The following is a 26,850-nucleotide window of genomic DNA, read 5'->3' on the forward strand; positions in this document are numbered from 1 at the left end:
TTAAGGAGACTTTATGGTTACCGCACTTATCACCGTCGCCGCCATCGCCTGGATAACCCAGCTCGCCTTTGGCGGCTGGCAAATCAGGCAGTTCAATCGCGCGTTCGATCGGCTGTGCCAGCAGGGACGCGTCGGCGTCGGCCGTTCCTCGGGGCGGTTCAAGCCGCGCGCCGTCGTCGCCATCGCCGTCGACGAAAACGACCGCATTTGCGATACGCTGCTAATGAAAGGCCTCACCGTCTTCGGCAGGCCGCAAAAAATCCCCGTCCTGACCGGTAAACATCTTAAGGAATTGCAGCCTGATGTGATCTTTCCCAATGATCCGCTTTGTCAGAATGCACTATCATTAGCGCTTAATCCGAAACATGGATAATTTCGTTGTGAACGTTAATATCTTGCGAAATTATCATTTCGAAACTTTAAACGCAGGATACAACGCTTATGAAACCACGTCAGCGCCAGGCAGCCATTCTCGAGCACCTGCAATCGCAGGGCAAATGCTCGGTCGAAGAGCTGGCGCAACACTTCGACACCACCGGTACCACCATCCGTAAGGATCTGGTGATCCTTGAGAATGCCGGTACCGTTATCCGTACTTACGGCGGCGTGGTGTTAAATAAAGACGAGGCCGATCCGCCCATCGACCACAAAACGCTGATTAACACCCATAAAAAAGAGCGGATTGCCGAAGCCGCCGTCAGCTTCATTCACGATGGCGACTCGATCATTCTTGACGCCGGCAGTACGGTGCTGCAAATGGTACCGATGCTCAGCCGCTTCAATAACATTACCGTGATGACCAACAGCCTGCATATCGTCAACGCCCTCTCTGAACTGGATAACGAACAAACCATCCTGATGCCGGGCGGCACGTTTCGCAAAAAATCGGCCTCCTTTCACGGCCAGTTGGCGGAAAACGCCTTCGAACACTTCAGCTTCGATCGACTGTTTATGGGCACCGACGGCATTGATTTAATCGCCGGCGTCACCACCTTTAATGAGGTTTATACGGTCAGCAAAGCGATGTGCAATGCCGCCCGCGAAGTTATCCTGATGGCCGACTCGTCGAAGTTTGGCCGCAAAAGTCCCAATATCGTCTGCGGCCTGGAGAGCGTGGACAAACTGATTACCGATGCCGATATCAGCCCGGAATTTAAGCGGGCGCTGGAAGACAAAGGCATCGAAGTCATTATTACTGGAGAACATCATGAGTAACTTTCTGTTAGAAGCCGGACGCCAGACCCTGATGCTGGAGCTTCAGGAGGCGAGCCGCCTGCCTGAACGCCTGGGCGACGACTTCATCCGCGCGGCGGAAACCATCATCCACTGCGAGGGCAAACTGGTCGTCTCCGGTATCGGTAAATCGGGTCATATTGGTAAAAAGCTGGCCGCCACCTTCGCCAGCACCGGCACCCCGGCATTTTTTGTTCACCCGGCGGAAGCCCTGCACGGCGACCTCGGAATGCTCGACAGCCGCGACGTGATGCTGTTTATCTCTTACTCCGGCAGCGCCAAAGAGCTGGATCTTATCGTTCCGCGCCTGGAAGAAAAATCCATTCCGCTGCTGGCGATGACCGGTAAATCCACTTCACCGCTGGCGCTGGCGGCCAAAGCGGTGCTCGATATCGCCGTAGAGCGCGAAGCCTGCCCGATGCACCTCGCGCCCACCTCCAGCACCGTCAATACCCTGATGCTCGGCGACGCGCTGGCCATGGCGGTCATGCAGGCCCGCGGCTTTAACGAAGAAGATTTCGCCCGTTCGCACCCGGCGGGCGCGCTGGGCGCGCGGCTGCTGAACAAAGTCCATCATCTGATGCGCCGCGATGGCGACGTGCCGCGCGTCGCTAACGACACCAGCGTCATGGACGCGATGCTCGAACTCAGCCGCACCGGCCTGGGGCTGGTGGCGGTTTGCGATGAACGCAATCACGTGCAGGGCGTCTTTACCGATGGCGACCTGCGCCGCTGGCTGGTGGGCGGCGGCAGCTTACAGGATATCGTCAGCCAGGCAATGACCCGCAACGGCGTCACTCTGCAAGCGGAAAGCCGCGCGATAGAAGCCAAGGAGCGCCTGATGAAGCACAAAATCAGCGCCGCTCCGGTAGTGGATGAAAACGGCCAGCTGGTCGGCGCGATTAACCTGCAGAACTTTTATCAGGCCGGGATCCTTTAAGCCCCAGACGTTTCGCCAGCCGGTGCAGGTTGGCGACGTCGAGCTCCAGCGCGCGGGCGGCTGCGGCCCAGTTTCGACGGTTATCCGCCAGCGCTCTGGCGATCGCTTCGCGCTGAAACGCCTCTGTCGCCTCGCGCAGGCTTACCGCTCCCACCGACGGCTGCGGGGTAACGGTCGGCAAGGCCGGCGTTTCCTCGGCAAACTGGAAATGCTGCGGCTCCAGCACCACTTCATTACCCGCCTGCGTCGCCCGCGCCAGCACCACCGCCCGATGAATAGCGTGCTCCAGCTCGCGCACGTTGCCCGGCCATGCCCACGCAAGCAGCCTGCCGCGCGTCGCCTCGCTTAAAATCACCTGCGCCAGCCCCATGCGCACACGGCACTGTTCGCAAAAATAACCGGCCAGCAGCACCACGTCATTGTCCCGCTCGCGCAGCGCCGGAACCGACAGCGGAAACACGCTCAGCCGATGATACAAATCGGCGCGAAAACGCCCCTCCACGACCTCCTGACGCAGATCGCGGTTAGTGGCCGCCAGCACCCGCACATCGACCCGCAGGCTGCGGTCGTCGCCGACGCGCTGAATATCGCCATACTGCAGTACCCGTAGCAGCTTGGCCTGGAGCGCCAGCGAAAGCTCGCCAATTTCATCGAGAAATAGCGTTCCGTTATCTGCCATTTCAAACTTACCGCTGCGGTTGCTGATCGCCCCGGTAAATGCCCCTTTGACGTGGCCAAACAGTTCGCTCTCCGCCACGCTCTCCGGCAGGGCCGCGCAGTTGAGATAGACCAGCGGATTGGCCGCCCTCGGCGACCCCTGATGCACCGCTTTCGCCACCAGCTCTTTGCCGGTGCCGGTCTCGCCGCTAATCAGCACGTTTAAGTCAGAGGCCGCGACGATGTCGATCTCCTTCTTCAACTGCAGCATCGGCGCCGACAGGCCAATGATCTCCTGACGTTCGGATACCGGATACGCGATAGCCTGTTCCGGCAGCACGTTTTGATTCTCCAGCCTGGCGATCAGCAGCGCGTTATTGAGCGCTCCGGCGACCAGAGCGGCTATCAGGCGCAGCTCCTCGTCGCTAAAGCTGTCAAAACGGTCCGCATCCATCCCGTCGAGGGTGAGCGCGCCGATCAGGGTTTGTCCGGCAAACAGCGGCAGGCCGACGCAGGCGTGCACCTTCAGGCTCTCCTGACCGGGGATCAGCCCATCGTAAGGGTCCGGCAAATCGCTGTCCGCCGGGAACCGCACCACGTCCCCCGCCCGGGCAATCGCCTCCAGCCGCGGGTGGCCTTCAAGGGCAAAGCGCCGGCCAAGCACGTCCTGGGCCAGGCCATCAATCGCCAGCGGCACAAACTGGTGCGCCTCATAGCGCAGCAGCGCCGAGGCATCGCAGCCGAGTATCTGCCGCAGGGTGGTAATCAAACGCGAGAAACGGTCGGCATGGCCGAGATCGCTTTGTAAATCAATGGCGATTTTCGCCAGGGCCTCGACGGAGAAACTCATGTTCGCCTCATAGTCATTTTGACATTTAACATAGTCATATCGACTATTTTAACCATTGTCATTTTGACATCAATGAATTTTAATAAAAATATAAAAACCATTAAATTCAATAAATTAAAAAGTTGGCACGCAACTTGATATAAGCAAAACATCCTATTTGAACAATGCTGAATTAACTGAGGTTGCTATGTCTATTCTGGTTAAAAATAACATTCATTGGGTTGGCCAACGCGACTGGGAAGTGCGTGACTTCCACGGGACGGAATACAAAACGCTGCGCGGCAGCAGCTACAACAGCTATCTTATCCGGGAAGAAAAAAATGTGCTGATCGATACCGTCGATCATAAATTCAGCCGTGAATTCGTGCAAAATCTGCGCGGCGAAATCGACCTCGCCGATATCGATTACATCATTATCAACCACGCGGAAGAGGACCATGCCGGCGCGCTCACCGAACTGATGACGCAAATTCCGGACACGCCGATTTACTGCACCGCCAACGCCATCGACTCCATCACCGGACACCATCATCACCCGGAGTGGAATTTCAACGTGGTGAAAACCGGCGACAGCCTGGATATCGGCAACGGCAAGCAGCTGATTTTCGTCGAAACCCCGATGCTGCACTGGCCGGATAGCATGATGACCTACATGACCGGCGACGCGGTGCTGTTCAGCAACGACGCCTTCGGCCAGCACTACTGCGATGAACATCTGTTTAATGATGAAGTTGACCAGGTTGAGCTTTATGAGCAGTGCCAGCGCTACTACGCCAACATTCTGACCCCGTTCAGCCGTCTGGTGACGCCGAAAATTACCGAAATCCTCGGCTTTAACCTGCCGGTAGATATGATTGCCACCTCCCACGGCGTGGTCTGGCGCGATAATCCGACGCAAATCGTCGAAAAATATCTCGAGTGGGCGGCGGATTATCAGGAAGACCGCATCACGATTTTCTACGATACCATGTCCAACAATACCCGCATGATGGCCGATGCGATCGCTCAGGGCATTACCGACGTGGATCCGCGCGTGGCGGTGAAAATCTTCAACGTCGCCCGCAGCGATAAAAACGACATTCTGACCAACGTGTTCCGCTCGAAAGGCGTGCTGGTCGGCACCTCAACCATGAATAACGTGATGATGCCGAAAATCGCCGGGCTGGTGGAGGAGATGACCGGCCTGCGTTTTCGCAATAAGCACGCCAGCGCCTTCGGCTCCCACGGCTGGAGCGGCGGCGCGGTTGATCGCTTGTCCACGCGTTTACAGGATGCGGGCTTTGAAATGTCCCTGAGCCTGAAGGCCAAATGGCGTCCGGATCTCGACGCGCTGGAGCTGTGCCGTGAACACGGTCGCGAAATCGCCCGCCAGTGGGCACTCTCCCCGCTGCCGGTCACCAGTGAGGCCAAAGCTGCGCCAGAAGCAACGTCCTGCGCAGCAGCAGCCACTGCCGATCTCGGCCCGAAAATGCAGTGCAGCGTTTGCCAGTGGATTTACGACCCGGAACAAGGCGAGCCGAACCAGGACGTCCAGCCGGGTACACCGTGGAGCGATGTGCCGGATAACTTCCTCTGTCCTGAGTGTTCACTGGGTAAAGATGTGTTTGATGTTCTGGCATCGGAGGCAAAATGAGTGATGGCATCGTCATCATCGGCTCGGGCTTCGCGGCCCGTCAGCTGGTGAAAAATATCCGCAAGCAGGACCCGAACATCCCGCTGACCCTGATTGCCGCCGACAGTATGGATGAATACAACAAGCCGGATCTCAGCCATGTGGTCAGCCGCGGCCAGAACGCCGACGACCTGACCCTGCAAACGGCGGGTGAGTTTGCCGGGCAGTACAATCTGCGCCTGTTTCCGCATACCTGGGTCAGCGATATCGACGCTGATAATCAGCGGGTGAAGAGCCAGGACCGCGAGTGGCGCTATGACAAACTGGTACTGGCCACCGGCGCGACGCCGTTTATCCCGCCGGTGCCGGGCCGCGAGCTGATGCTGACACTGAATAGCCAGCGAGAATACGGCGCGGCGCAAAGCCAACTGCGCGATGCAAAAAGGGTGCTGATCGTTGGCGGCGGTCTGATTGGCTGCGAGCTGGCGATGGATTTCTGCCGCGCCGGCAAAGCGGTGACGGTCGTGGATAACTCCGCCAGCGTGCTGTCGGCGCTGATGCCGCCGGAAGCCAGCAGTCGACTGCAGCATCGTCTGACCGACATGGGCGTGCATCTGATGCTGAAGACCCAGCTGGAAAGCCTGGAGCAGAGCACTGACGGGATTCGCGTCACCCTCGACCGCCAGCGTACGGTGATGGTGGATGCGGTAGTGGCGGCCGCCGGTTTGCGCCCGGAAACGGCGCTGGCGCGGCATGCGGGGTTGAAGACGCACCGTGGCGTGGTAGTGAACAGCCAGCTGCAAACCAGCCATCCGGCGATTTACGCCCTTGGCGATTGCGCGGAAATCAACGGCATGGTCCTGCCTTTTCTGCAGCCGATTCTGCTAAGCGCCATGTGTCTGGGTAAAAACCTGTTGGCCCAGCTGGGCGAGCTCAAGCTGCCGCCAATGCTGGTGAAGGTCAAAACGCCGGATTTACCGCTGCATCTGGCGGGCGATACCCGGCGTGAGGATCTGACGTGGAATATCGTTGCCGCCAAAGATGGCCTGGTCGCGAAAGGCGTTGACGCCGAAAACCGGCTGCGCGCGTTTGTGGTTAGCGAAGATCGCATGAAAGATGCTTTTGCCCTGCTCAGGCAGCTGGTGAGTTAACCTTGATGAAATGAGGTTATTCCCGAGGCGCGGCGTAAACGCCTTACCCGGGCTACCGGATCTCAGACGGCAGTAGCCCGGGCAGGCGCCTTGCGCCGTCCCCGGGAGCAGCGCGCAGAGTGGTATAATTTCCCGGAGGCGATGCTTGCGCATCTGTCCGGGCTACCGCCAGCAGACGGCTGTTAACCTGTAGCCCGGCTAGGCGCAGCGCAAGCCGGGGAAAGCCCAACCTACCGCGCCAGGTTATCGTACCCGCGCCAGCGGTAGTTGAGCACCGACAGCACCCAGCAGGCCACGAACAGCCCGACCACTGCAAAACCGGCGTCGCCGAGATGGTCGTTCAATGCGCCGACCCAGCGCCAGACGCCGCCGCTCAGAGAGAACTTATCCATCAACAGCCCCAGCGCCTCCAGGCCGCCGATAAATAGCGCCACCACCACCGAGGTGCCGGTAATAGTCATATTGTAATAGAGCTTGCGCTGCGGCTTGCTGAACGCCCAGCCGTAGGCGCCGACCATCAGCACGTTATCAAGCGTATCCACCAGCGCCATTCCGCTGGCGAACAGCGCCGGAAAAACCATAATCGACCAAATCGATACCCCGCTCGACGCGCTGGCGGCGGAGATCCCCAGCACGCCGACCTCCGTCGCCGTATCAAAGCCGAGGCCAAACAGAAAACCCACCAGATACATCTGCCAGCTGCGGCTAATCAGGCGGAATGTTTTCGCGAACAGCCAGCTCATCATACCGCCGCCGGTCATAATCTCATCGCTCACCTTTTCGCCCTGCTTCCACGCCTGAAAGCTGCGCCAGACGCTGCGCAAAATGACCAGGTTGATAAGAGCCATCACCAGCAGGAATAGCGCCGATACGGCGGTGCCGATAACGCTGCCGGTCTCGTGAAACCAGCTCATCTGCTGGCCAAACGCGGTGGCGGTCGCGGCAATCGCCGCCGAAGCCAGCACCACAATCGACGAGTGTCCCAGAGAAAACCACGCGCCAACGGCAAAAGGCCGCTTCCCCTGCTGCATCATTTTGCGGGTCACGTTGTCGATCGCCGCGATATGGTCGGCGTCCACCGCGTGGCGCAGACCATATCCCCAGGCCAGCAGGCTGGCGGCCATCAGCGCGCCGCTGCCGCCGAACGCCGCAAACGCCCAGCCCCAGGCCAGCAAATTGGCGGCAATTAATGCCAGCACCAGCGCCGCTGCGCGCGGCTGCTGACGCAAAATCGTCACTATCATATGGGTATCCTTTAAGCCTGCAGGCGGGCCGCAGCGACGATCGCCTGACCGAGGGCAATGGCGCCATCGCCGGCGGGCAGCTGCTGCGGAAAGAGCAGAGTAAAATCGGCCAGATAAAAGGTCAATCGCGCCGTCAGCTGCCGGTTGTGCAGCACTCCGCCGCCGAAGGCCAGCGTGCGAATATTGCGCGCGCTCGCGCAATCGCGCATCATCGCCGCCAGCCCGCGGGCCAGCGCATCATGAAAGGCCCAGGCTTTTTGCGCCGGGCCCGCCTGCCAGCTCAGCCATTGCCGCCAGAACGTCGCCAGGTCCAGTTTACCTTCGCGCCACGGCAGGGTCACCGGATGATCCACGCCTTCGCAGGTCGCCGCCAGCGCTTCCAGACGGCATGCCGCCTCCCCCTCATAGCTCAGGGCTAGCGGCGCGCAGCCCAGCGCGCAGGCAACGGCGTCAAACAGACGACCGCACGACGATGCCTGCGGCGCATTAATACCACGCTCGATTGCTCGCGCCAGCAGCGGCCAGTTTTGCTGGCGCAGCGCGGCGGTGTCGGCATAATTCTGCCATTCAGGGACAAACGCCAGGCAGTGGGCGAGCAGATTGCGCCACGGCTGACGCGCCGCGAGGTCGCCGCCGGGCAGCGCCACCGACGGCAGACCGCCGAGATGCTCACACTCGCGATAGTTGACCCGCAGGCACTCGCCGCCCCACAGTTCGCCATTCTCCCCCATCCCGATGCCGTCGAGCGTCAGGGCAATCACGTCGCCGCCCTCCAGCGGCCAGCGATGCTCGGCCAGGCACGCGGCAGCGTGGGCATGATGATGCAATACCCGCTCCACCGGCAGCATAAGCGACGCCGCCCACCGCGAAGCGCGGTAGCCGGGATGGGCGTCGGCAACCACCCGCTGCGGCGTAAAAGCGTAGATCTCCTGCATCAGGCGCAGCGCCTGCCGCCACTGCGCCTCAACGCCCTCCTCGTCGAGATCGCCAAAATGCTGGCTGAGCACCGCTTCGTCGCCGCGCAGCAGGCAGAACGTATTTTTCATATCCGCGCCGAGGGCCAGCAGGGGCGGCGCATCGTGAAACCCCGGCGGCAGCGCCAGCGCGTCCGGCACGTAGCCGCGGGCGCGACGCAGCATCTCGCCGCTTTGCCGCACTACGGAATCATCCATCCTCTGCACAATCTCGCGGTTATGCAGCAGAAAACCGTCGGCAATCCCGGCTAAATCCGCCAGCGCCTCTGCGTTGGTTAACGCCGGCGGGCGACCGCTAAGGTTGCCGGAGGTCATCACTAATGGGCGCGCCAGCGCCTGCGCAAGTAAATGCTGCAGTGGATTAGACGGCAGCATCCCCCCTACTTCCGCAAGCCCTGGCGCAATCTGGTCGCACAGCCCGGCCACCTGCGTTTTATCCAGCAGCACGATCGGTGCGGCGGGGGACGTGAGCAGCGTCACCGCCGGTTCATCGAGCCCCGCCGTTGTCGCCAGCATCACCGCCAGCGGTTTCGCCGGCCGATGCTTACGCGTCCGTAGCCTCGCGACGGCCTCAGGATTTCCGGCATCGCACAACAGATGGAAACCACCCAGCCCTTTCACCGCCACTATATCGCCCGCCATCAGGCGAGCCGTCGCCGCTTCAAGAGCCGCCTCGCCAAATGAATGCGCCTGCGGCCCGCGCCACTCCAGCCGTGGCCCGCACTCGGCGCAGGCTACCGGCTGCGCGTGGAAACGGCGATCGGCGGGGTCGCCATACTCCGCCGCACAGGAGGTGCAGAGTGGAAACGGCGACATAGAGGTCAGTGGACGGTCGTAGGGCATGGCGCGAATAATGGTAAAGCGCGGCCCGCAGTGGGTGCAGTTGATAAACGGATAGCGGTAGCGGCGCTCCTGCGGGTTGTTCATTTCCGCCAGGCATGCCGGGCAGGTAGCGGCATCGGGCACAATCTGCGTGCGCATGCTTCCGGCCCCGCTTTGGCGAATGGTAAAGCCTGGCGGCGCGGCGTCCCAGACAAAAGGCGCCGCTGCCGCGCTGTCGATACGCGCCAGGGGCGGGCAGCGCCGGGTTAACGCGGCGAGAAATGGCGCATCACCGCCGACAAGGCGCACCAGCACGCCGTCGCCGTCGTTGTACACGTCGCCGCGCAGCCCCAGCTGCTGCGCCAGCTGCCAGACGAAGGGGCGGAATCCCACCCCCTGCACTTTACCGCGAATGCGGATCTGCACCCCGTTCATTGCGCGACCGGCCTACCAGGCCAGCGCGGTGCGGCGGCGTTTTTCGATATTCATTTGTTCGAGCTTGTTGCGGTCGACGCAAATCAGCGCGTGGGTCGGACAGGCATCCATACAGGCCGGGCCTTCCTCACGGTGGTGGCAAAGGTCGCATTTGTTGGCTTCGGCTTTTTCCGCCATCACGTTCAGCCCCGCGCCGCTGTGGCGGATAACCGGGCGCACCACCACTTCCATGGCGCCGTACGGACAGGCCACCACGCAGGTTTTACAGCCAATACAGCGCTCCTGCATCACGTGGACGAAGCCCTGGTCGCGGCTGATCGCGCCGTTCGGACAGACGTTGGCGCACGGCGCGTCTTCGCACTGACGACAGGCGGTGGCCGTCGACACGTTAACGCCTTTGATCACGTGAATACGCGGTAAAAAGCTTTTTGGCGTCAGCGCGGCGCAGTCCTGATTTTCCTGATGAGAGACCACGCAGGCCACTTCACAGGTGCGGCAGCCGATGCATTTGCTTGCGTCGGCGATAATGAAACGGTTCATCCATTTCTCCAGCAGTAAAAAGGTTACGCGCCGGAGTATGCATAATACGTTCCAACTTTTATCTAATTGATATTAAACAAGATAAATACGGAAGATACTGTCATCGTCAGTTGTGACGATGACAGCTGACGACGTCAGGCATGCGGGCCGGGGACCACCGAGTCGCGTTCAATCAGCTCGCCGGGGAAGAGTTGCTGAAATTTAAAATCGCCGCCGTCGAGCATAAAGATCAGCCGGTTGATGCTCTCTTTGATCATCTCCGTCACCGGAACTTTGACGCTGGAGAGCGCCGGAACCATATACGGCGCCAGCGCGATATCGTCAAACCCCACGACCGAGACCTGCTCCGGAACCTTGACGCCGATCTGATGCAGCTGTTTCATCGCGCCAACCGCCATGTCGTCGTTGCTCGCCACCAGCGCGCTGTAGCCGACGCGGCGCTGGCGCAGCGTTTCAACCCCCGCCGCGCCGGTTTCCGGCGTCCAGCGGCCTTCGACGATCAGATCGTTATTCAGGGCAATGCCGTGGCGGGCCAGCGCGTCTTTATAGCCCGAGAGACGCTCAACGCCGGTTGGCGAATCCAGCGAACCGGTAATAAACGCGATTTCCCGATGGCCCAGCGCGATAAGCTTTTCCACCGCCATCATCGCCGAAGCTTTTTGATCGGACCAGACGCAGTGGCTGGCGTTGCGGCGCAGGCGGCGGTTGAGCACCATGATGGGCCGCTCATGATTTTCGATAATCTCATCCATCTCATCAACGCTGAGAAAGCGCGGATAGATAATTATCGCATCGCAGCGCAGATCGAGCAGATACTCAATCGCCTCGCGCTCCTCCTCCGCGCTGTGCTTGCCGTCGGCGAGGATCAGCTGCCGCCCTTTGTCTTCGGTCATCCGCGCGACGTGGTAGAGCAGTTCGCTGAAATAGACGCCGTGATAAAGGGTGTTGGTCACCACCAGCCCGAGGGTCTGCGTCTTTTTCGTCGCCAGGTTGCGCGCCAGCAGATTCGGCCGGTAGCCGCTTTCGGCCACCGCCTGGAAGACGCGATCTTTGGTCTCCTGGCTGACATAGCCGTTCCCCGACAGCACCCGCGAAACGGTGGCCTTTGACACCCCCGCGCGCTTCGCTACCTCCAGCATCGTTGCCATGTGGTTATTCCTGTTGCCAATGTTGCCCGCAGTGTACTGCACGCGCTGCGCTTTTTCAGCATTTGCGCGTCGCCCGCGCGGATGCGCACACAGCGATCGAAATCACAAAATCGAGATCTTATTTTTTTATTTCTTGTATGCATTCATGAAACTAATCATGATTTTGTGGAACCGGTTTCCTATGTATGCATGATGCCGCTCCGCTTTCCGGCGCGGTGATAAGCCAGTACCCCATTGATAAACAGGATAAAATCCGATGTCTAAAAATTATGCAGCTCTGGCGCAGCAGATTATCGCGGCAATCGGTGGCGCAGATAACGTTGCCGCCGTCACCCACTGCATGACCCGCCTGCGTTTCGTGGTCAAAGACAACGAGCGGGTCGACAGCGCCACCCTCAAAGGGCTGAAAGGCGTGCTCGGCGTGGTGCGTAGCGATAACCAGTGCCAGGTGATCGTGGGCAATACCGTCTCCCAGGCGTATCGCGAAGTGGTCGCGCTGCTGCCGGGGGATCTGCGCCCGGCCGAACCGCAGGGGAAACCGCCTATTACCCTGAAACGCATCGGCGCCGGGATCCTCGACGCGCTGATCGGCACCATGTCGCCGCTGATCCCGGCGATTATCGGTGGATCGATGGTTAAGCTGCTGGCAATGATCCTCGAGATGACCGGCGCGCTGCCCAAAGGCGCGCCAACGCTGACTATTCTGACGGTGATCGGCGACGGCGCGTTCTTCTTCCTGCCGCTGATGGTCGCCGCTTCCGCAGCGGTGAAGTTCAAAACCAATATGTCGCTGGCGATTGCCATTGCCGGGGTGCTGGTGCACCCGAGCTTTATCGAACTGATGGCCAAAGCCGCCCAGGGCGAGCACGTGGAGTTTGCCTTTATTCCGGTGACGGCGGTGAAATACACCTATACCGTGATCCCGGCGCTGGTGATGACCTGGTGCCTCTCTTATATCGAACGCTGGGTCGACCGTATCACCCCGGCGGTGACAAAAAACTTCCTTAAACCGATGCTGATCGTACTGATCGCCGCTCCGCTGTCGATTCTGCTGATCGGCCCGCTCGGCATCTGGATCGGTAGCGCCATTTCCGCGCTGGTCTATACGATCCACAGCTATCTCGGCTGGCTGTCGGTGGCGATCATGGGCGCCCTGTGGCCGCTGCTGGTAATGACCGGGATGCACCGGGTCTTTACCCCAACGATCATTCAGACCATCGCCGAAACCGGCAAAGAGGGCATGGTGATGCCGTCGGAAATCGGCGCTAATCTGTCGCTGGGCGGCTCGTCGCTGGCGGTGGCGTGGAAAACCAAAAACCCGGAGCTGCGCCAGACGGCGCTGGCGGCCGCGGCTTCTGCGATTCTGGCGGGGATTTCCGAACCGGCGCTGTACGGCGTGGCGGTGCGGCTGAAGCGACCGCTGATCGCCAGCCTGATTAGCGGCTTTATCTGCGGCGCGGTGGCCGGCATTGCCGGGCTCGCCAGCCACTCGATGGCGGCGCCGGGCCTGTTCACCAGCGTCCAGTTTTTCGACCCGGCCAATCCGATGACCATCGTCTGGGTGTTTGGCGTCATGGCGCTGGCGGTGGTGCTGTCGTTTGTCCTGACGCTGATGCTCGGCTTTGAAGATATTCCGCAAGAAGAAGCCGCCGCCGACGCCAGACAGCGTCAGGCCGGCACCCAGGCTTCTCACGCCTGAACACCATTTTGTTAACGAGGTAACGCATGGCGACTTTTCCACAGGGATTTTTATGGGGCGGCGCGCTGGCCGCCAACCAGTCCGAAGGGGCATATCTGGAGGGCGGCAAAGGGCTGACTACCGTCGATATGATTCCTCACGGGGCTCACCGCCTCGCGGTCAAGCTGGGGCAGGAGAAACGCTTCGCGCTACGCGACGATGAGTTCTACCCGAGCCACGAGGCGATCGATTTTTATCATCGTTATAAAGAAGATATCGCCCTGATGGCCGAGATGGGCTTTAGCGTCTTCCGCACCTCTATCGCCTGGAGCCGCCTCTTTCCTGAGGGCGATGAGCTGGAACCGAACCCGGAGGGGATCGCCTTTTATCGCTCGCTGTTCGAGGAGTGCAAAAAGCACCGCATCGAGCCGCTGGTGACGCTGTGCCATTTCGACGTGCCGATGCACCTGGTTACCGAATACGGCTCCTGGCGCAATCGAAAAATGGTGGAGTTCTTCACCCGCTACGCCCGCACCTGCTTTGAAGCCTTTGATGGTTTGGTGAAATACTGGCTTACCTTCAATGAAATCAACATTATGCTGCATAGCCCGTTCTCCGGCGCCGGTCTGGTGTTTGAAGAGGGGGAAAATCAGGAGCAGGTGAAATACCAGGCCGCCCATCATGAACTGGTCGCCAGCGCCTTAGCGACCAAAATCGCCCACGAGGTGAATCCGCAAAATCAGGTCGGCTGTATGCTGGCGGGCGGCAATTTCTACCCTTACTCCTGTAAACCGGAAGACGTGTGGATGGCGCTGGAAAAAGATCGCGAGAACCTGTTCTTTATCGATGTCCAGGCGCGCGGCGCGTATCCGGTGTGGGCGGCGCGGGTATTCCGCGAGAAAGGCGTGACTATCGCCAAAGAGTCCGGCGATGATGAGATCCTGCGCCATACCGTCGATTTCGTCTCCTTCAGCTACTACGCTTCGCGCTGCGCATCGGCGGAGATGAATGCCGGCAACACCAGCGCCGCCAATATCGTTAAATCACTGAAAAACCCGCACATCAAGGCCAGCGAATGGGGCTGGGGCATCGACCCGCTCGGCCTGCGCATCACCATGAATATGATGTATGACCGCTACCAGAAACCGCTGTTCCTTGTGGAAAATGGCCTCGGCGCGCGCGATGAGGTGGAGGCTAACGGCGAGATTAACGACGACTATCGCATCAGCTATCTGCGCGAGCATATTAAAGCGATGGGTGACGCCATCGAGGACGGCATTCCGGTGATAGGCTACACCAGCTGGGGCTGTATCGACCTGGTATCCGCCTCCACCGGTGAGATGAGCAAGCGCTACGGCTTTGTCTACGTTGACCGCGACGATGCCGGCCGCGGCACGCTGGCGCGAAAGCGCAAAAAGTCGTTCTGGTGGTATAAGAAGGTGATTGCCAGCAACGGGGAAGATTTAGCGTAGTGCGCCCCGCAGGCTGAGGGATACTCAGCCTGACAAACACCTGCAACAAGGAAATTTTCCCGGCTCGCGCTGCGCTTAGCCGGGCTACAGGTTCATCAACGCCCGCGGACCGGTAGCCCGGAGAGATGCGCAGCATCGCCTCCGGGACTGGCAAACGCCAGGGTGACAAAAGTCGTCGTAGCCCGGACAGATGCGCTGCATCGCCTCCGGGAATGGCAAACGCCAGAGTGACAAAAGTCGTCGTAGCCCGGGTAAGGCGTTTACGCCGCGACCCGGGAAAAAGTAAACCTGCTCCCCCTGACCAAACTCCCGGCTTGCGCTGCGCTTAGCCGGGGAACGCCGGCTCCTCTGCGGCTTCAAGTGCCGCAAAACCCCCCTGCCCCTGCCACCCATCAAGCCGCGCGTACACCGCTTCGACCGCGTCCTTAATCGGCTGGGTCATCGGGTAATAAAAGCCGACGATATCCGGCTGAATACCCAAAAAAATCACCTCGCCGATATCCTCTTTTAGCTGATCGATCAGATAGTTGAGCGGCATATTGTGGGTAGTCATCATAAACATCTCGGCGATATCGTCCGGATCGACGATGCGGATCTCGCCGGGGTTCAGACCCATATCGGTGGCATCGACGATCAGCAGGCGCTCGGGGCGCAGCTCGCGAATGGCGACGATATCGTTTTCCGGCGCGCTGCCGCCGTCAATCACCACCCAATCACCGACGGGATTAGCCGCGCACATCTCCGCCAGCAGCGGGCCTGCGCCGTCGTCGCCCATCATGCTATTGCCGACACAGAGTAAAACGTCAGTCACGGAGTCTCCTCACCATCAGATAGATGGCGCTTTCCTGGTGAATATCATGCAGCATACTGAGCATAGTTTTGCTCCACGCCTGCTGCTCGGGCGTCTGTCGCGCCAGCGCTTTATCAAAAGCGTTAGCCAGCATCGTCACATGATTGCTGTCGATAACAATCTCGCCGTACTTCGGCACGCCTTCCATTTTACGCCGCGCGGTGCTGCCCTCTTCGAGGGTCGCAATCCACGCCAGATACGCCTGCCACGGGCAGCTCAGCGCCGCCTCGAGGCAGTCGATGACGCCGAGGTGGTGGCCAATCGCCAGGCTGTAATAGACCACCTGCTGCGCCTGGTCAGGCGTCGCGTCGTTCTCATCAATAAATTTACGGCTCAGCTGACTGAACACCACCGTCTCGCTCATCGGATACGCGCTCCTTCTACGACCTGGTTCAGATGGGTGACGATCTCGGTCAGACGCGGATCTTTTTCCGCCTCCAGCCAGCGCATCACCTGGCTATCGCCCTGCCCCAGCAGGCGCATATAGTCGTCGGCAATCTGCCGGCCGTAGCGATAGCCCGCCAGCCGGCGCGCTTCGCGATCGATGCGCACCCGCAGCGGCTGTACCATATCCGGGTGCAGGAGTTCGGTCGGCTGCTCGTCCTGCTCGCCCGGCACGCGGGCGTGGATTTTCTGTTCCAGCAGGCCCAGCGCCATCGCGAAGCCGTACAGCGTCGCGGCCGGGGTGGGCGGGCAGCCGGGAATATAGACATCCACCGGCACGATTTTATCGGTTCCGCCCCACACGCAATAAAGGTCGTGGAAGATGCCGCCGCTGTTGCCGCAGGCGCCATAGGAGATGCAGATTTTCGGATCCGGCGCGGACTGCCACGCGCGCAGCGCGGGAGAACGCATCGCCCGGGTCACCGCCCCGGTAAACAGCAGAATATCGGCGTGACGCGGCGACGGCACCACTTTGATCCCAAAGCGCTCGGCGTCGAACAGCGGCGACAGGGTGGCGAAAATCTCGATCTCGCAGCCGTTGCAGCCGCCGCAGTCCACCCGATAAACGTAGGCGGAACGCTTAATTTTCTTCAGCAGCGATGCCTTCATGCTGGCGATGGACTCATCCACCGTCATCGGCACCGGAATGCCGTTGTCATCGCGCGGGCCTAATAAGTTGCTCATCAGCTGGCCTCTCTCATATGGCGAGTCAGTTCAATACGGTCGGACGGCACCAGGCACTTCTGGCGTTTGCACTCCGGGCAGGTCTCGAAGCTTTCGCGATGCAGCTCGGCGCGGCTATCGCCGTTGTGTTTGAGCAGCGCGATGGCATAGTCGATCTCTTTCTGTACGGCGAATGGGCGTTCACACACCCGGCAGTGGCAAATGGCAAAACGCGATTGCTGGAGAAAATCCTCTTTCTTCCATACCGCCAGCTCGTACTCCTGAGAGAGCTTAATCGCCGCCGTCGGGCAGACCTCTTCGCAGCGTCCGCAGAAAATGCAGCGCCCGAGGTTGAACTGCCACGCCAGCTGGTTGGTGGCGAGATCGGTTTCTACCGTCAGGGCGTTCGACGGACAGGCGTTAACGCAGGCGGCGCAGCCGATACACTGCTGCGGATTATGCTCCGGTTTGCCGCGGAAATTTTTATCCACCGGCATCGGCTCCAGCGGGTATGAGTGCGTCGCGGTGCCGGTTTTGATGACTTTTTTAATAAAGGTAAACATGGCGATTCCTTATTTCAGCGGCGAGTTCTTACGCTCGATGCTGTAGCGCTCCAGCTCTTTGTACGGCACCACTTTGCTCTTCTTCTTGCGCACGTCGACCACCGTCATGCGATCGGTACAGGAGTAGCACGGGTCAAGGCTGCCGATGATCAGCGGCGCGTCGGAGACGGTATTGCCGCGCAGCATATAGCGCAGAGTCGGCCAGTTGGCGTAGGTCGCCGCCCGGCAGCGCCAGCGGTACAGCTTCTGGTTATCGCCGGTCATACTCCAGTGGATATCATCCCCGCGCGGCGCTTCTGAGAAGCCGAGCGCGAAGCGGTGCGGAATATAGGTGAAGCCCTCCACCATCAGCGGGCCGCCCGGCAGGTTATCGAGGCCAAAGTCGATCATGTTCAACGCGGTGTAGACCTCGTTGATGCGCACCTTCAGACGCGAGATGACGTCGCATCCCTGTTCGCTGTGCACTTCCATCGGCAGCAGGCTGTAGCCGACAAACGGGTGATCGGCGCGGGTATCGCGGGCGTGCCCGCTGGCGCGCACCATCGGGCCAACGTTGCTGAAGTCGCGGGCGATTTGCGGGTCGAGACGACCAATGCCCACGGTACGCTGCTCCATATTCGGCGTGCTGAGCAGCATATCCACCAGCTCCTGCACGTCGCGACGCATCTGCTGCGCCAGCTGGCGGGTCTGGATCATGTCCTCTTTCAGCAGATCGCGACGAATGCCGCCAATCAGGTTCAGACCGTAGGTTTTACGCGCCCCGGTAAGAATTTCCGCCATCTTCATCGAGGTTTCGCGCACGCGGAAGAACTGCATAAACCCGGAGTCGAAGCCGGTAAAGTGGCAGGCGAGGCCGAGGTTCAGCAGGTGCGAGTGCAGGCGCTCCACCTCCAGCAGAATGGCGCGGATCATCTGCGCGCGCTCCGGCACTACGATGCCCATCGCGTTCTCTACCGAAGTGGTGTAGGCGGTGCTGTGGGCGAAACCGCAGATACCGCACACGCGGTCCGACAGGAAGGTGACTTCGTTGTAGCCCATCCGGGTTTCCGCCAGCTTTTCCATCCCGCGATGAACGTAGAACAGGCGGTAGTCGGCGTCGATAATATTCTCGCCGTCAACGAACAGGCGGAAGTGGCCCGGTTCGTCGGAGGTGACGTGCAGCGGGCCAATCGGCACCACGTTGTTTTTCTTGCTGCCCAGCTCGTTGATAAACTCGTAGGTTTCGGCATCGGTGGTCGGCGCCGGGCGTTGACGGTAGTCCATGCTGTCTTTTCGCAGCGGATAGAGTTCATCCGGCCAGTCGTCCGGCAGCACCAGCCGGCGCTCGTCCGGCAGCCCCACCGGCACCAGACCATACATATCGCGCACTTCGCGCTCGCCCCACACCGCCGCCGGCACGCGTGGCGTCACCGACGGATATTCCGGTTTATTGGCGTCCACTTCCACGCGCACGGTGATCCAGCATTTCGTGCCCTGCTCCATCGACAGCACGTAGTAGACGGCATAGTGGCCGTTGAGCTTGCGTTCGTCGTTGCCAAACAGCACAGACAGCCAGCCGCCCTGCTTGTAGTACAGGAACTCGACCACTTCCGGCAGATAGTTGACCTTTACCGTGACCGTCAACTGGTCTTTGGTCTGCCAGGCTTCATCCAGCACCACGCCCGGAAAGGCCTGATGCAGCGCGGCGAGATAGTGTTGACCGATTTTTTCTTCAGACATGCTCAAACTCTCTTAAATCACGCCACCAGCAAGGAGACGAAGGCTAAAAAGGCAAAACCAAACCCGGCCCAGGTGACGCGGGAGGTGGCGCAAAAGCGCAGACGCGCCATGCTGTTTTCGAACAGCGCAATCACCAGCACGCCAAGCACCAGCTTGACGACGGCAACTACCAGCGCCAGCAGCAGACCGCCGACGCTAAAGCTGGTCATCTGTCCCCACGGGATAAATACGCCGACGAACATTTGCAGGACCACCAGCTGCTTGAGGCTGATGCCCCACTTCAGCACGCCGAAGCCGCTACCGCTGTATTCCGAGAGCGGGCCTTCCTGAAGCTCCTGCTCCGCTTCCGCCAGGTCGAACGGCAGCTTGCCCATTTCGATAAAGGTGGCGAAGGCGCAGGCGCACAGCGCCAGAATCAGCGGAAGAGTGCGGGCGACAGGCCAGTGATAAATGGTGTCGGTGATACTGCTGATATGGGTGGATCCGGCGACCTGAGCCGCGACCCACAGGCCGAGCAGCAGGATAGGCTCCACCAGCACGCCGAGCATCGCTTCACGGCTCGCCCCGATAGCGGTAAACGGGCTGCCGGTATCGAGGCCGGAGATAGCGAAGAAGAAACGGGCGATGGCGAACAGGTAGATCAGGGTAATCAGGTCGCCCAGCCCCGCCATCGGCGAATCAACGGTCACCACCGGCAGCGCGGTAGCGATGGTCAGCATCACGCCGACCATCACGTACGGCGTCAGGCGGAAGACCCAGCCGGAGGCATCCGGGCCAACGCTCTGGCGCCCCAGCAGTTTCAGGATATCCCGGTACTCCTGCAGTACGCCCGGGCCGCGGCGATTATGCAGACGCGCGCGGGCGACGCGGGTCACCCCGGACAACAGCGGCGCGACGGCGAACAGCACCAGCGCCTGCAACAATGCAATTAATACGCTCATTCTCAGGCTCCTCGGGAAATCACAATCACCACCAGTACCGCCAGCTCCACCAGCGCCACGCCGCGAAACAGCGCGGGCGCGGAAGCGTTCTGCCAGCCGGGTACCAGGCGCACCGGGTTCAGCCAGTGGCGCAGCTTGAGAATTGGCGCAAAAGCCTCTTTCACCGGCATGGCGAAACCGTGGGCGGTCACCACCATGGATTTTTCATGGTCATAGCCGCAGACCCAGGCCGCGCCGCGCGAGCGCGCCGGCAGGCGATCGCCCTTAAAGAAGATCATCAGCAGCAGCGGCAGCAGCGGGCAGGCAATCAGCAGAATGGCGATCAGCGGCTGAGACACCACGCTGGAGACCTCCGCCTGCACCGGAAACGCCCCGCTCACCAGCGGCAGCAGCCACGGCGCGGCAACCCCGCCAATCACGCAGCAGACGGCGGCCAGCACCACGCTAAAGGTCATCAGCCCCGGCGCGCAGGTGGCGTTTTCCGCCTCTTTGCTTCGCGGCGCGCCGAGGAAGGTGACGCCGTAGACTTTCGCCATACACATCACCGCCAGCGCGCCGGTGATCGCCAGGCCCACCGCCAGCAGCGGCCCAAGCAGGCGGCCAACAAACGCGTCGCCGGTGCTCAACTTAAAGAAGGACTGATAGATAACCCACTCTCCGGCGAAGCCGTTCAGCGGCGGCAGCGCGGCCATCGCCATCAGACCCACCAGCATCGAAAGGGAAATCAGCGGCATTTTCTTGCCGATCCCGCCAAGCTTTTCGATATCGCGATGGCCGGTGCGGAACCATACCGCTCCCGCGCCGAGGAACAGGGTAGTTTTAAACAGGCTATGGTTGATCAGGTGATACATGCCGCCGATAAAGCCCAGCACCATCAGGGTTGGGTTATGGGTCGCCACGCCGGTGACAAATGCCCCGAGGCCGAGCAGGATAATGCCGATGTTTTCCAGGGTGTGGTACGCCAGCAGGCGCTGAATATTGTGCTCCATCAGGGCGTACAGCCCGCCGACGAAGGCGGTGATCATCCCCAGCACCAGCAGCATCACTCCCCACCACAGCGGCGGAACGCTGCCGGCCAGCGAGACCGTCAGGATGCCGTACAGACCGACCTTCATCACTACCGTAGAAAACAGCGCGGCAGCCGGAGCGCTGGCGCCAGCGTGGGCCTGCGGCGCCCAGCCGTGCAGCGGAATGACCCCGGCCAGCAGCGCAAAGCCGATCAGGCCCGGCAGCCACAGCAGCGCGTTTTGCGGCGCCGCCACCACCAGCTGGGTAATCTGCCCCAGCTCAAGGGTGCCGTAGGTCGACCAGACCAGCCAGCAGCTCCACGCCATCAGCAGCGTACCGAGGCGTCCCAGCGCAAACCACAGCTTGCCGGACTGCGCGCAGCCGGTAAGAAACGCGGCGCAAAGGGCCATAATTTCCGCCATCACCACCAGCGCGCCGAAGTTCGTCACCACCACGGCGCAGACGGCGGCGGCCAGCAGGAGATTCACCAGCAGACCGTTGGCTTTAACCTGCGGATGACGATGCCAGGCGATATTGAACAGCGAAATCGGCAGCGCCGACAGGCCGATTGCCAGCAGCCACAGCGCATTGACGCCGCCAACGCGCAGGGGCAGGTGCAGCATTTGCAGCATGCCGGCGCTGACGCGATCCGGCATCAGCAGCGCCGTTCCGCCCGCCAGCACCAGCATCGCGCTGGCGACCGCGCCGCCAATCCCGGCGATCGCCCCGCTCAGCGGTTTGCGCAGAGCGAACAAAAACGCCAGCACCGCGCTGGCGGCGTACCAGGCCACCGCCTGATTCACTAAGGAAATCACACTCATTTCACGTCCCCTTGTTGCGCCTGGAACAGCGACAGATCGCCGAGGTCGGTATTAAAAGTCAGCTGCCGCTTACGCTTGCTGGCCTGGGCGATATCGCGGATATCCACCAGCAGCAGCGCTTTGGTCGGGCAGGTGCGCACGCACGCCGGGCCTTCCTCATCGAAGTGGCACAGGTCGCATTTGACGGCGATAGCGCGTACGCCCGGCACCCAGTCGAGCAGCGAGCTGACGCGCGCCGGGGCCGGCGGCGCGGCGGGAGCCAGCGGCGTATTGGCGTTAGCCGGAATATCCAGCGGGCGGCTGCCGGAAAACTCAATGGCGCCGAACGGACAGGCGATGCCGCACAGCTTGCAGCTTACGCACAGGCTCTCATTGAGCTGCACCGCGCCATCGACGCGATTAATGGCGTTAACCGGGCAGACGGCGGCGCAGGGCGCATCTTCACAGTGGTGGCACATCTGCGGCGCGGATTCTTTTTCATTGCGCATCAGCCGTAGCCGGGGCATGGCTTGCAGGCCCTGCTGGCGGTGAGTCTCAGCGCAGGCGGCTTCGCAGGTGCGACAGCCGATACAGACGGTGGAGTCAGCAATTACAAAACGGTTCACCGGGTCATCCTCAGGTGAAAGTCATTTTTGACGAAAACAGGTTGCGCAGGTGTCAGCTTCGACACTTGTCGACACCTGACGATTAACGGGCCAGCGTCAGGTGGTTTAAATCCACCGGCTGGTCTTGTTCGATAGCCTCGTAGAGACGGTCATAAACGCTGGCGATAGTCGCCAGATAGTGCTCCAGAACCTGCTCGCGATCGCGGTTGCTGATCCGGCCATCAATGGTGCCGTCTGAGCCCAGCGTGGCCTGGGCAATCAGCCGTCTGTCGCCGCCGTCTTTACTCTCTACGTAATACTCGATGGTGTGGCTGTTAAAGCCCTCCGCCAGCGCCACGTAAACCTGAAAATGACCAAACAATACGAAGCACAGCTCTTTATCCGGCGCGCAGCTCATCGCATGATGCAAACGCGCTTTCGACAGGGTTATCCCCTGTACCAGCGAGTTGCAGTAGGTATGCCACTGCTCCTGATGCTGGCGGTGACGATCGGCGATGTAGTCCGCCTTTTCACTTAATTCCCAAATAGTCATCCCGGATCCCCCGTTGTATGAGATGCACCGGTTAAGCATTTTTCATGCCAAAAGTTAATTAATTGATTTTTAACGATTTTAATAAATTTACCCTATAAGAAAGACATGTCGATGACGATGTCTGAGCGGTGTCATCGACATTTTTATGACATTACTTATGACCTGGCATCGTTATTGCATTAATGGGCCATCGCGATACGGAGGCACCATGCACGAAATCACCCTTAGCCAGCGGGCGCTGGAAATTATCGAACAGCAGGCGCAGCAGGCCGGCGCGCGTCGGGTCACCGGCGTGTGGCTGAAAGTGGGGGCATTTTCCTGCGTGGAAGCCAGCGCGCTGACCTTCTGCTTTGAGCTGGTGTGCCGCGGCACGCTGGCGGAAGGCTGTGAGCTGCATATCGCCGAACAACAGGCTGAATGCTGGTGTGAATCCTGCCAGCAGTACGTGCATCTCATCTCACAGCACGTGCGCCGCTGCCCGCAGTGTCAGAGCGACCGGCTGCAAATTGTGGCGGATGACGGCTTACAGATTCAGCGACTAGAAGTGGAGTAATAAGATTATGTGTACAACCTGCGGCTGCGGTGAAGGCAACCTTTATATAGAAGGCGACGAGCATAACCCGCATTCGGCGTTTCGCAGCGCCCCCTTCGCGCCCGCCCCGCGCCAGATGATGACCATTACCGGCGTGAAAACCGATAACTTTTCCCCCACCCGCTCGGAGACTGGCGACCTGCACTACGGTCATGGCGAAGCGGGTACCCATGCGCCGGGCCAGAGCCAGCGGCGGATGCTGGAAGTGGAAATCGACGTCCTGGATAAAAACAACCGTCTGGCCGCCCGCAACCGCGCGCGTTTCGCCGCCAGGAGCCAGCTGGTGCTGAACCTGGTCTCCAGCCCCGGCTCCGGCAAAACCACCCTGCTGACAGAAACCCTGCTGCGGCTGAAAGAGAAAACCGCCTGCGCGGTCATTGAAGGCGATCAGCAAACGGTGAACGACGCCGCGCGCATCCGCGCCACCGGCACTCCGGCGATTCAGGTCAACACCGGCAAAGGCTGCCATCTCGACGCGCAGATGATCGCCGACGCCGCGCCACGCCTGCCGCTGGCGGACCACGGCATTCTGTTTATCGAAAACGTCGGCAACCTGGTGTGTCCGGCAAGTTTCGACCTCGGCGAACGTCATAAAGTGGCGGTGCTGTCGGTAACCGAAGGCGAAGACAAACCGCTGAAGTATCCGCATATGTTCGCCGCCGCCAGTCTGATGCTGCTTAACAAGGTCGACCTGCTGCCGTATCTCAACTTTGACGTAGAGAAGTGTCTGGCCTGCGCCCGCGAGGTGAACCCGGATATTGACATTATTCTGCTTTCCGCCACCAGCGGCGAAGGCATGGACCAGTGGCTTCGCTGGCTGGAGGCGCAGCAATGTGCATAGGCATACCCGGACAAATCTGCGCTATTGACGGCAATCTGGCGAAGGTCGAAGTGTGCGGCATTCAACGCGAAGTCGACCTGACCCTGGTGGGCGCGGTTGACGATCGCGGTCAGCCGCGTCTCGGCCAGTGGGTGCTGGTCCACGTGGGTTTTGCCATGAGCGTGATTAACGAAGCCGAAGCCCGCGACACCCTCGAGGCGCTGCAAAATATGTTTGAAGTCGAGCCGGACGTCGGCGCGCTGCTGTACGGCGAGGAGCGGTAAATGCGTTTTGTTGATGAATACCGCGCTCCGGAACAGGTGATGCAGCTGGTGGAACATCTCCGGCTGCGCGCGCGCCTGCTGCCGCATACCGCCGAACGTCCGCTGCGCATAATGGAAGTGTGCGGCGGCCATACCCACGCTATTTTTAAATTTGGCCTCGATCAGCTGCTGCCGGAAAATATTGAATTTATCCACGGCCCCGGCTGCCCGGTGTGCGTGCTGCCGATGGGGCGTATCGACGCCTGTATCGATATCGCCAGCCGTCCGGGGGTGATTTTCTGCACCTTTGGCGACGCCATGCGCGTACCGGGAAAAAACGGCTCGCTGCTGCAGGCAAAATCGCGCGGCGCCGACGTCCGCATCGTCTATTCGCCGATGGACGCCCTGAAGCTGGCGCAGCAGCACCCCGAGCGAGAAGTGGTATTCTTCGGTCTCGGCTTTGAAACGACGATGCCCGCCACCGCCCTGACCCTGCGTCAGGCCCGGGAGCGCGGCGTCGGGAACTTTTACTTTTTCTGCCAGCACATCACCCTGCTGCCGACCCTGCGCAGCCTGCTCGACCAGCCGGATAACGGTATCGACGCTTTTCTCGCCCCCGGTCACGTCAGCATGGTGATTGGCACCGATGCTTACGGGTTTATCGCCAGCGACTATCACCGTCCATTAGTGGTGGCCGGATTCGAACCGCTTGATCTACTGCAAGGCGCGATGATGCTGGTTGAGCAGACAATAGCGCAGCACAGCGAAGTGGAGAACCAGTATCGCCGGGTGGTGCCCGATGAGGGCAACCCGCTGGCGCAGTCGGCCATCGCCGACGTGTTTTGCCTCAGCGGCGATAGCGAGTGGCGCGGTCTGGGGGTGATTAACGACTCCGGCGTGCACCTGACGGCCGCGTATCAGCGTTTCGACGCAGAAGCGCATTTCCGCCCGGCGCCGCAGCGGGTCTGCGACGACCCGCGCGCCCGCTGCGGCGAGGTGCTGACCGGCCGCTGTAAACCGCACCAGTGCCCGCTATTCGGCAATACCTGCAACCCGCAGAGCGCATTCGGCGCGCTGATGGTCTCATCGGAAGGCGCCTGCGCCGCCTGGTATCAATATCGCAGTCAGGAAATCGAAGCATGAAAAGCGTTCAGTTAGCCCATGGTAGCGGCGGTCAGGCGATGCAGCAGCTGATCGGCGACCTGTTTATGCAGGCTTTCGCCAACCCCTGGCTGGCGGAGCAGGAAGATCAGGCGCGTCTCGATCTCGCTCAGCTTAGCGCGCAGGGCGACAGGCTCGCCTTCTCCACCGACAGCTACGTTATCGATCCGCTGTTTTTCCCCGGCGGTAATATCGGCAAGCTGGCGGTCTGCGGCACGGCGAACGATGTGGCGGTGAGCGGCGCGCTGCCGCGCTATCTCTCCTGCGGGTTTATTCTCGAAGAGGGACTGGAGATGGCCACCCTCGAAGCGGTGGTGAGCAGCATGGCGCAGACCGCGCGGGAAGCCGGTATCGCCATTGTGACCGGCGATACCAAAGTGGTGCCGCGCGGGGCGGCGGATAAGCTGTTTATCAATACCGCCGGGATCGGCGTCATCCCTACCGATATTCGCTGGGGGGCGCAGCAGATTAGCGCGGGAGACGTGCTGCTGGTCAGCGGCACGCTTGGCGATCACGGGGCAACGATCCTCAACCTGCGCGAACAGATGGGGCTGGACGGCGCGCTGTCCAGCGACTGCGCGGTGCTGACGCCCTTGATTCAGACGCTGCGCGACGTAGCTGGCGTGAAAGCCCTGCGCGATGCCACCCGCGGCGGCGTTAACGCGGTGGCCCATGAATTCGCCGCCGCCAGCGGCTACGGAATAGAGCTGCATGAACAAAAGCTGCCGGTTAACGATACCGTACGCGGCGTTTGCGAGCTGCTGGGGCTGGACGCGCTTAATTTCGCCAACGAGGGTAAGCTGTTGATCGCCGTTGCCCGCGAGGCGGCGGAAAGCGTACTTGCGCATTTACGGTCTCATCCATTAGGCCGCGATGCGGCGATAATCGGCGACGTTGTGCCGCGCGCGGGCGTGCGCTCTGTCGGTCTGTACGGCGTCAAACGCACGCTGGATCTTCCTCACGCCGAGCCGCTGCCGAGAATTTGTTAACGGTGCGGGCCCCCGGATTGCGGCTAACGCCTTATCCGGGCTACAACACTGCGCACACCTGTAGCCCGGCTAAGCGCAGCGCGAGCCGGGAAAAGCCTGCATGATTATCCAGCCCAAACCAGC

General features: G+C 60.7%; 26 protein-coding genes. 12 read left to right on the forward strand and 14 right to left on the reverse strand.

All coding sequences use genetic code 11. From position 1 onward, the window contains the following. Positions 1 to 13 precede the first annotated feature (13 nt). The 3 genes from gutM to gutQ all read left to right on the forward strand — a co-directional run bounded on the left by gutM (position 14) and on the right by gutQ (position 2,173). The gene (gene gutM, locus ABLV75_RS09205; RefSeq protein ID WP_004104825.1) at positions 14 to 373 is read left to right on the forward strand and encodes a transcriptional regulator GutM; all 360 of its coding nucleotides are present in this window, start codon (positions 14 to 16) and stop codon (positions 371 to 373) included. A gap of 68 nt (positions 374 to 441) precedes the next feature. After that, positions 442 to 1,215 carry a DNA-binding transcriptional repressor gene (locus ABLV75_RS09210; protein ID WP_004104826.1) on the forward strand — a complete coding sequence of 258 codons (774 nt, stop codon included), beginning with the start codon at positions 442 to 444 and terminating at the stop codon, positions 1,213 to 1,215. Beyond that, complete coding sequence (gutQ, locus tag ABLV75_RS09215) at positions 1,208 to 2,173, forward strand: arabinose-5-phosphate isomerase GutQ (RefSeq protein WP_004104827.1); 966 nt, start codon at positions 1,208 to 1,210, stop codon at positions 2,171 to 2,173. The genes ABLV75_RS09210 and gutQ overlap by 8 nt, the downstream gene beginning before the upstream one ends. On the opposite strand, the gene norR is transcribed toward gutQ, so the two are convergent. Continuing rightward, positions 2,136 to 3,680, reverse strand: coding sequence for a nitric oxide reductase transcriptional regulator NorR (gene norR, locus ABLV75_RS09220; protein ID WP_004104828.1), 1,545 nt, complete (start codon positions 3,678 to 3,680; stop codon positions 2,136 to 2,138). The two genes, gutQ and norR, sit on opposite strands and share 38 nt — an antisense overlap. Positions 3,681 to 3,867: 187 nt before the next feature. Here norR and norV point away from each other — a divergent pair, with 187 nt between their 5' ends. Together norV and norW are read left to right on the forward strand one after the other, a co-directional pair. Continuing rightward, positions 3,868 to 5,313, forward strand: coding sequence for an anaerobic nitric oxide reductase flavorubredoxin (gene norV, locus ABLV75_RS09225; protein ID WP_004104829.1), 1,446 nt, complete (start codon positions 3,868 to 3,870; stop codon positions 5,311 to 5,313). Then, a complete protein-coding gene (gene norW, locus ABLV75_RS09230) occupies positions 5,310 to 6,443 on the forward strand; it encodes an NADH:flavorubredoxin reductase NorW (protein ID WP_348854927.1) in 1,134 nt (377 codons plus the stop codon). The genes norV and norW overlap by 4 nt, the downstream gene beginning before the upstream one ends. Before the next feature lie 230 nt (positions 6,444 to 6,673). Here the strand turns inward: norW and ABLV75_RS09235 are convergent, their stop codons facing one another. The 4 genes from ABLV75_RS09235 to ABLV75_RS09250 all read right to left on the reverse strand — a co-directional run bounded on the left by ABLV75_RS09235 (position 6,674) and on the right by ABLV75_RS09250 (position 11,606). Then, positions 6,674 to 7,687: a HoxN/HupN/NixA family nickel/cobalt transporter gene (locus tag ABLV75_RS09235; RefSeq protein ID WP_004104831.1), complete on the reverse strand. Its 1,014-nt coding sequence runs from the start codon at positions 7,685 to 7,687 to the stop codon at positions 6,674 to 6,676. Between the two features lie 11 nt (positions 7,688 to 7,698). Then, positions 7,699 to 9,918 carry a carbamoyltransferase HypF gene (gene hypF, locus ABLV75_RS09240; RefSeq protein WP_004104832.1) on the reverse strand — a complete coding sequence of 740 codons (2,220 nt, stop codon included), beginning with the start codon at positions 9,916 to 9,918 and terminating at the stop codon, positions 7,699 to 7,701. A gap of 12 nt (positions 9,919 to 9,930) precedes the next feature. Further along, positions 9,931 to 10,458, reverse strand: coding sequence for an electron transport protein HydN (gene hydN / locus ABLV75_RS09245; protein WP_004104833.1), 528 nt, complete (start codon positions 10,456 to 10,458; stop codon positions 9,931 to 9,933). A 134-nt stretch (positions 10,459 to 10,592) separates the two neighbouring features. Then, the gene (locus ABLV75_RS09250) at positions 10,593 to 11,606 is read right to left on the reverse strand and encodes a LacI family DNA-binding transcriptional regulator (RefSeq protein WP_004104834.1); all 1,014 of its coding nucleotides are present in this window, start codon (positions 11,604 to 11,606) and stop codon (positions 10,593 to 10,595) included. Between the two features lie 256 nt (positions 11,607 to 11,862). Between ABLV75_RS09250 and ascF the strand changes: the two genes are divergently transcribed. Together ascF and ABLV75_RS09260 are read left to right on the forward strand one after the other, a co-directional pair. Beyond that, positions 11,863 to 13,305: a PTS cellobiose/arbutin/salicin transporter subunit IIBC gene (ascF, locus tag ABLV75_RS09255; RefSeq protein ID WP_004104835.1), complete on the forward strand. Its 1,443-nt coding sequence runs from the start codon at positions 11,863 to 11,865 to the stop codon at positions 13,303 to 13,305. 26 nt (positions 13,306 to 13,331) lie between these two features. After that, positions 13,332 to 14,756 (forward strand): 6-phospho-beta-glucosidase, encoded by a 1,425-nt coding sequence (locus ABLV75_RS09260; protein ID WP_004104839.1) that lies wholly within the window; start codon positions 13,332 to 13,334, stop codon positions 14,754 to 14,756. Between the two features lie 325 nt (positions 14,757 to 15,081). Here ABLV75_RS09260 and hycI read toward each other — a convergent pair whose 3' ends face one another. The 9 genes from hycI to hycA form a co-directional block, all read right to left on the reverse strand. Beyond that, on the reverse strand, positions 15,082 to 15,567 hold the full coding sequence (hycI, locus tag ABLV75_RS09265) for a hydrogenase maturation peptidase HycI (RefSeq protein WP_004104842.1): 486 nt from the start codon (positions 15,565 to 15,567) through the stop codon (positions 15,082 to 15,084). Next, positions 15,560 to 15,970 (reverse strand): formate hydrogenlyase maturation HycH family protein, encoded by a 411-nt coding sequence (locus tag ABLV75_RS09270; protein ID WP_004104844.1) that lies wholly within the window; start codon positions 15,968 to 15,970, stop codon positions 15,560 to 15,562. The genes hycI and ABLV75_RS09270 overlap by 8 nt, the downstream gene beginning before the upstream one ends. Beyond that, positions 15,967 to 16,734, reverse strand: coding sequence for an NADH-quinone oxidoreductase subunit B family protein (locus ABLV75_RS09275; RefSeq protein WP_004104846.1), 768 nt, complete (start codon positions 16,732 to 16,734; stop codon positions 15,967 to 15,969). Before ABLV75_RS09275 ends, ABLV75_RS09270 begins: the two co-directional genes overlap by 4 nt. Next, on the reverse strand, positions 16,734 to 17,276 hold the full coding sequence (locus ABLV75_RS09280; protein WP_004104848.1) for a formate hydrogenlyase complex iron-sulfur subunit: 543 nt from the start codon (positions 17,274 to 17,276) through the stop codon (positions 16,734 to 16,736). The genes ABLV75_RS09275 and ABLV75_RS09280 overlap by 1 nt, the downstream gene beginning before the upstream one ends. A gap of 9 nt (positions 17,277 to 17,285) precedes the next feature. Continuing rightward, positions 17,286 to 18,995 (reverse strand): formate hydrogenlyase subunit HycE, encoded by a 1,710-nt coding sequence (gene hycE, locus ABLV75_RS09285; protein WP_004104850.1) that lies wholly within the window; start codon positions 18,993 to 18,995, stop codon positions 17,286 to 17,288. A 17-nt stretch (positions 18,996 to 19,012) separates the two neighbouring features. Then, positions 19,013 to 19,936: a respiratory chain complex I subunit 1 family protein gene (locus ABLV75_RS09290; protein WP_004104852.1), complete on the reverse strand. Its 924-nt coding sequence runs from the start codon at positions 19,934 to 19,936 to the stop codon at positions 19,013 to 19,015. 2 nt (positions 19,937 to 19,938) lie between these two features. Continuing rightward, positions 19,939 to 21,765: a formate hydrogenlyase subunit 3 gene (hycC, locus tag ABLV75_RS09295; RefSeq protein WP_004104854.1), complete on the reverse strand. Its 1,827-nt coding sequence runs from the start codon at positions 21,763 to 21,765 to the stop codon at positions 19,939 to 19,941. Next, entirely contained in the window at positions 21,762 to 22,370 is a 609-nt protein-coding gene (locus tag ABLV75_RS09300) for a 4Fe-4S dicluster domain-containing protein (RefSeq protein WP_004104856.1), read from the reverse strand. Before ABLV75_RS09300 ends, hycC begins: the two co-directional genes overlap by 4 nt. Before the next feature lie 82 nt (positions 22,371 to 22,452). Continuing rightward, a complete protein-coding gene (gene hycA / locus ABLV75_RS09305; RefSeq protein WP_004104858.1) occupies positions 22,453 to 22,902 on the reverse strand; it encodes a formate hydrogenlyase regulator HycA in 450 nt (149 codons plus the stop codon). A 208-nt stretch (positions 22,903 to 23,110) separates the two neighbouring features. On the opposite strand from hycA, the gene hypA reads away from it, so the two are divergent. From hypA to hypE, 5 genes are read left to right on the forward strand one after another with little or no spacing between them, the layout of a single operon-like run. Then, positions 23,111 to 23,455 carry a hydrogenase maturation nickel metallochaperone HypA gene (gene hypA, locus ABLV75_RS09310; RefSeq protein ID WP_004104859.1) on the forward strand — a complete coding sequence of 115 codons (345 nt, stop codon included), beginning with the start codon at positions 23,111 to 23,113 and terminating at the stop codon, positions 23,453 to 23,455. A gap of 7 nt (positions 23,456 to 23,462) precedes the next feature. Beyond that, the gene (gene hypB / locus ABLV75_RS09315; RefSeq protein WP_004104860.1) at positions 23,463 to 24,335 is read left to right on the forward strand and encodes a hydrogenase nickel incorporation protein HypB; all 873 of its coding nucleotides are present in this window, start codon (positions 23,463 to 23,465) and stop codon (positions 24,333 to 24,335) included. Then, positions 24,326 to 24,598, forward strand: a complete 273-nt coding sequence (locus ABLV75_RS09320) for a HypC/HybG/HupF family hydrogenase formation chaperone (protein ID WP_004104861.1) — start codon at positions 24,326 to 24,328, stop codon at positions 24,596 to 24,598. Before hypB ends, ABLV75_RS09320 begins: the two co-directional genes overlap by 10 nt. After that, complete coding sequence (hypD, locus tag ABLV75_RS09325) at positions 24,599 to 25,720, forward strand: hydrogenase formation protein HypD (RefSeq protein WP_004104862.1); 1,122 nt, start codon at positions 24,599 to 24,601, stop codon at positions 25,718 to 25,720. It abuts the gene before it with no gap. After that, positions 25,717 to 26,727: a hydrogenase expression/formation protein HypE gene (gene hypE / locus ABLV75_RS09330; protein ID WP_004104863.1), complete on the forward strand. Its 1,011-nt coding sequence runs from the start codon at positions 25,717 to 25,719 to the stop codon at positions 26,725 to 26,727. Before hypD ends, hypE begins: the two co-directional genes overlap by 4 nt. Positions 26,728 to 26,850: the final 123 nt, after the last annotated feature.

The sequence above is a fragment of the Klebsiella sp. CN_Kp066 genome (assembly GCF_040065135.1).
Classification (GTDB): domain Bacteria; phylum Pseudomonadota; class Gammaproteobacteria; order Enterobacterales; family Enterobacteriaceae; genus Klebsiella; species Klebsiella oxytoca.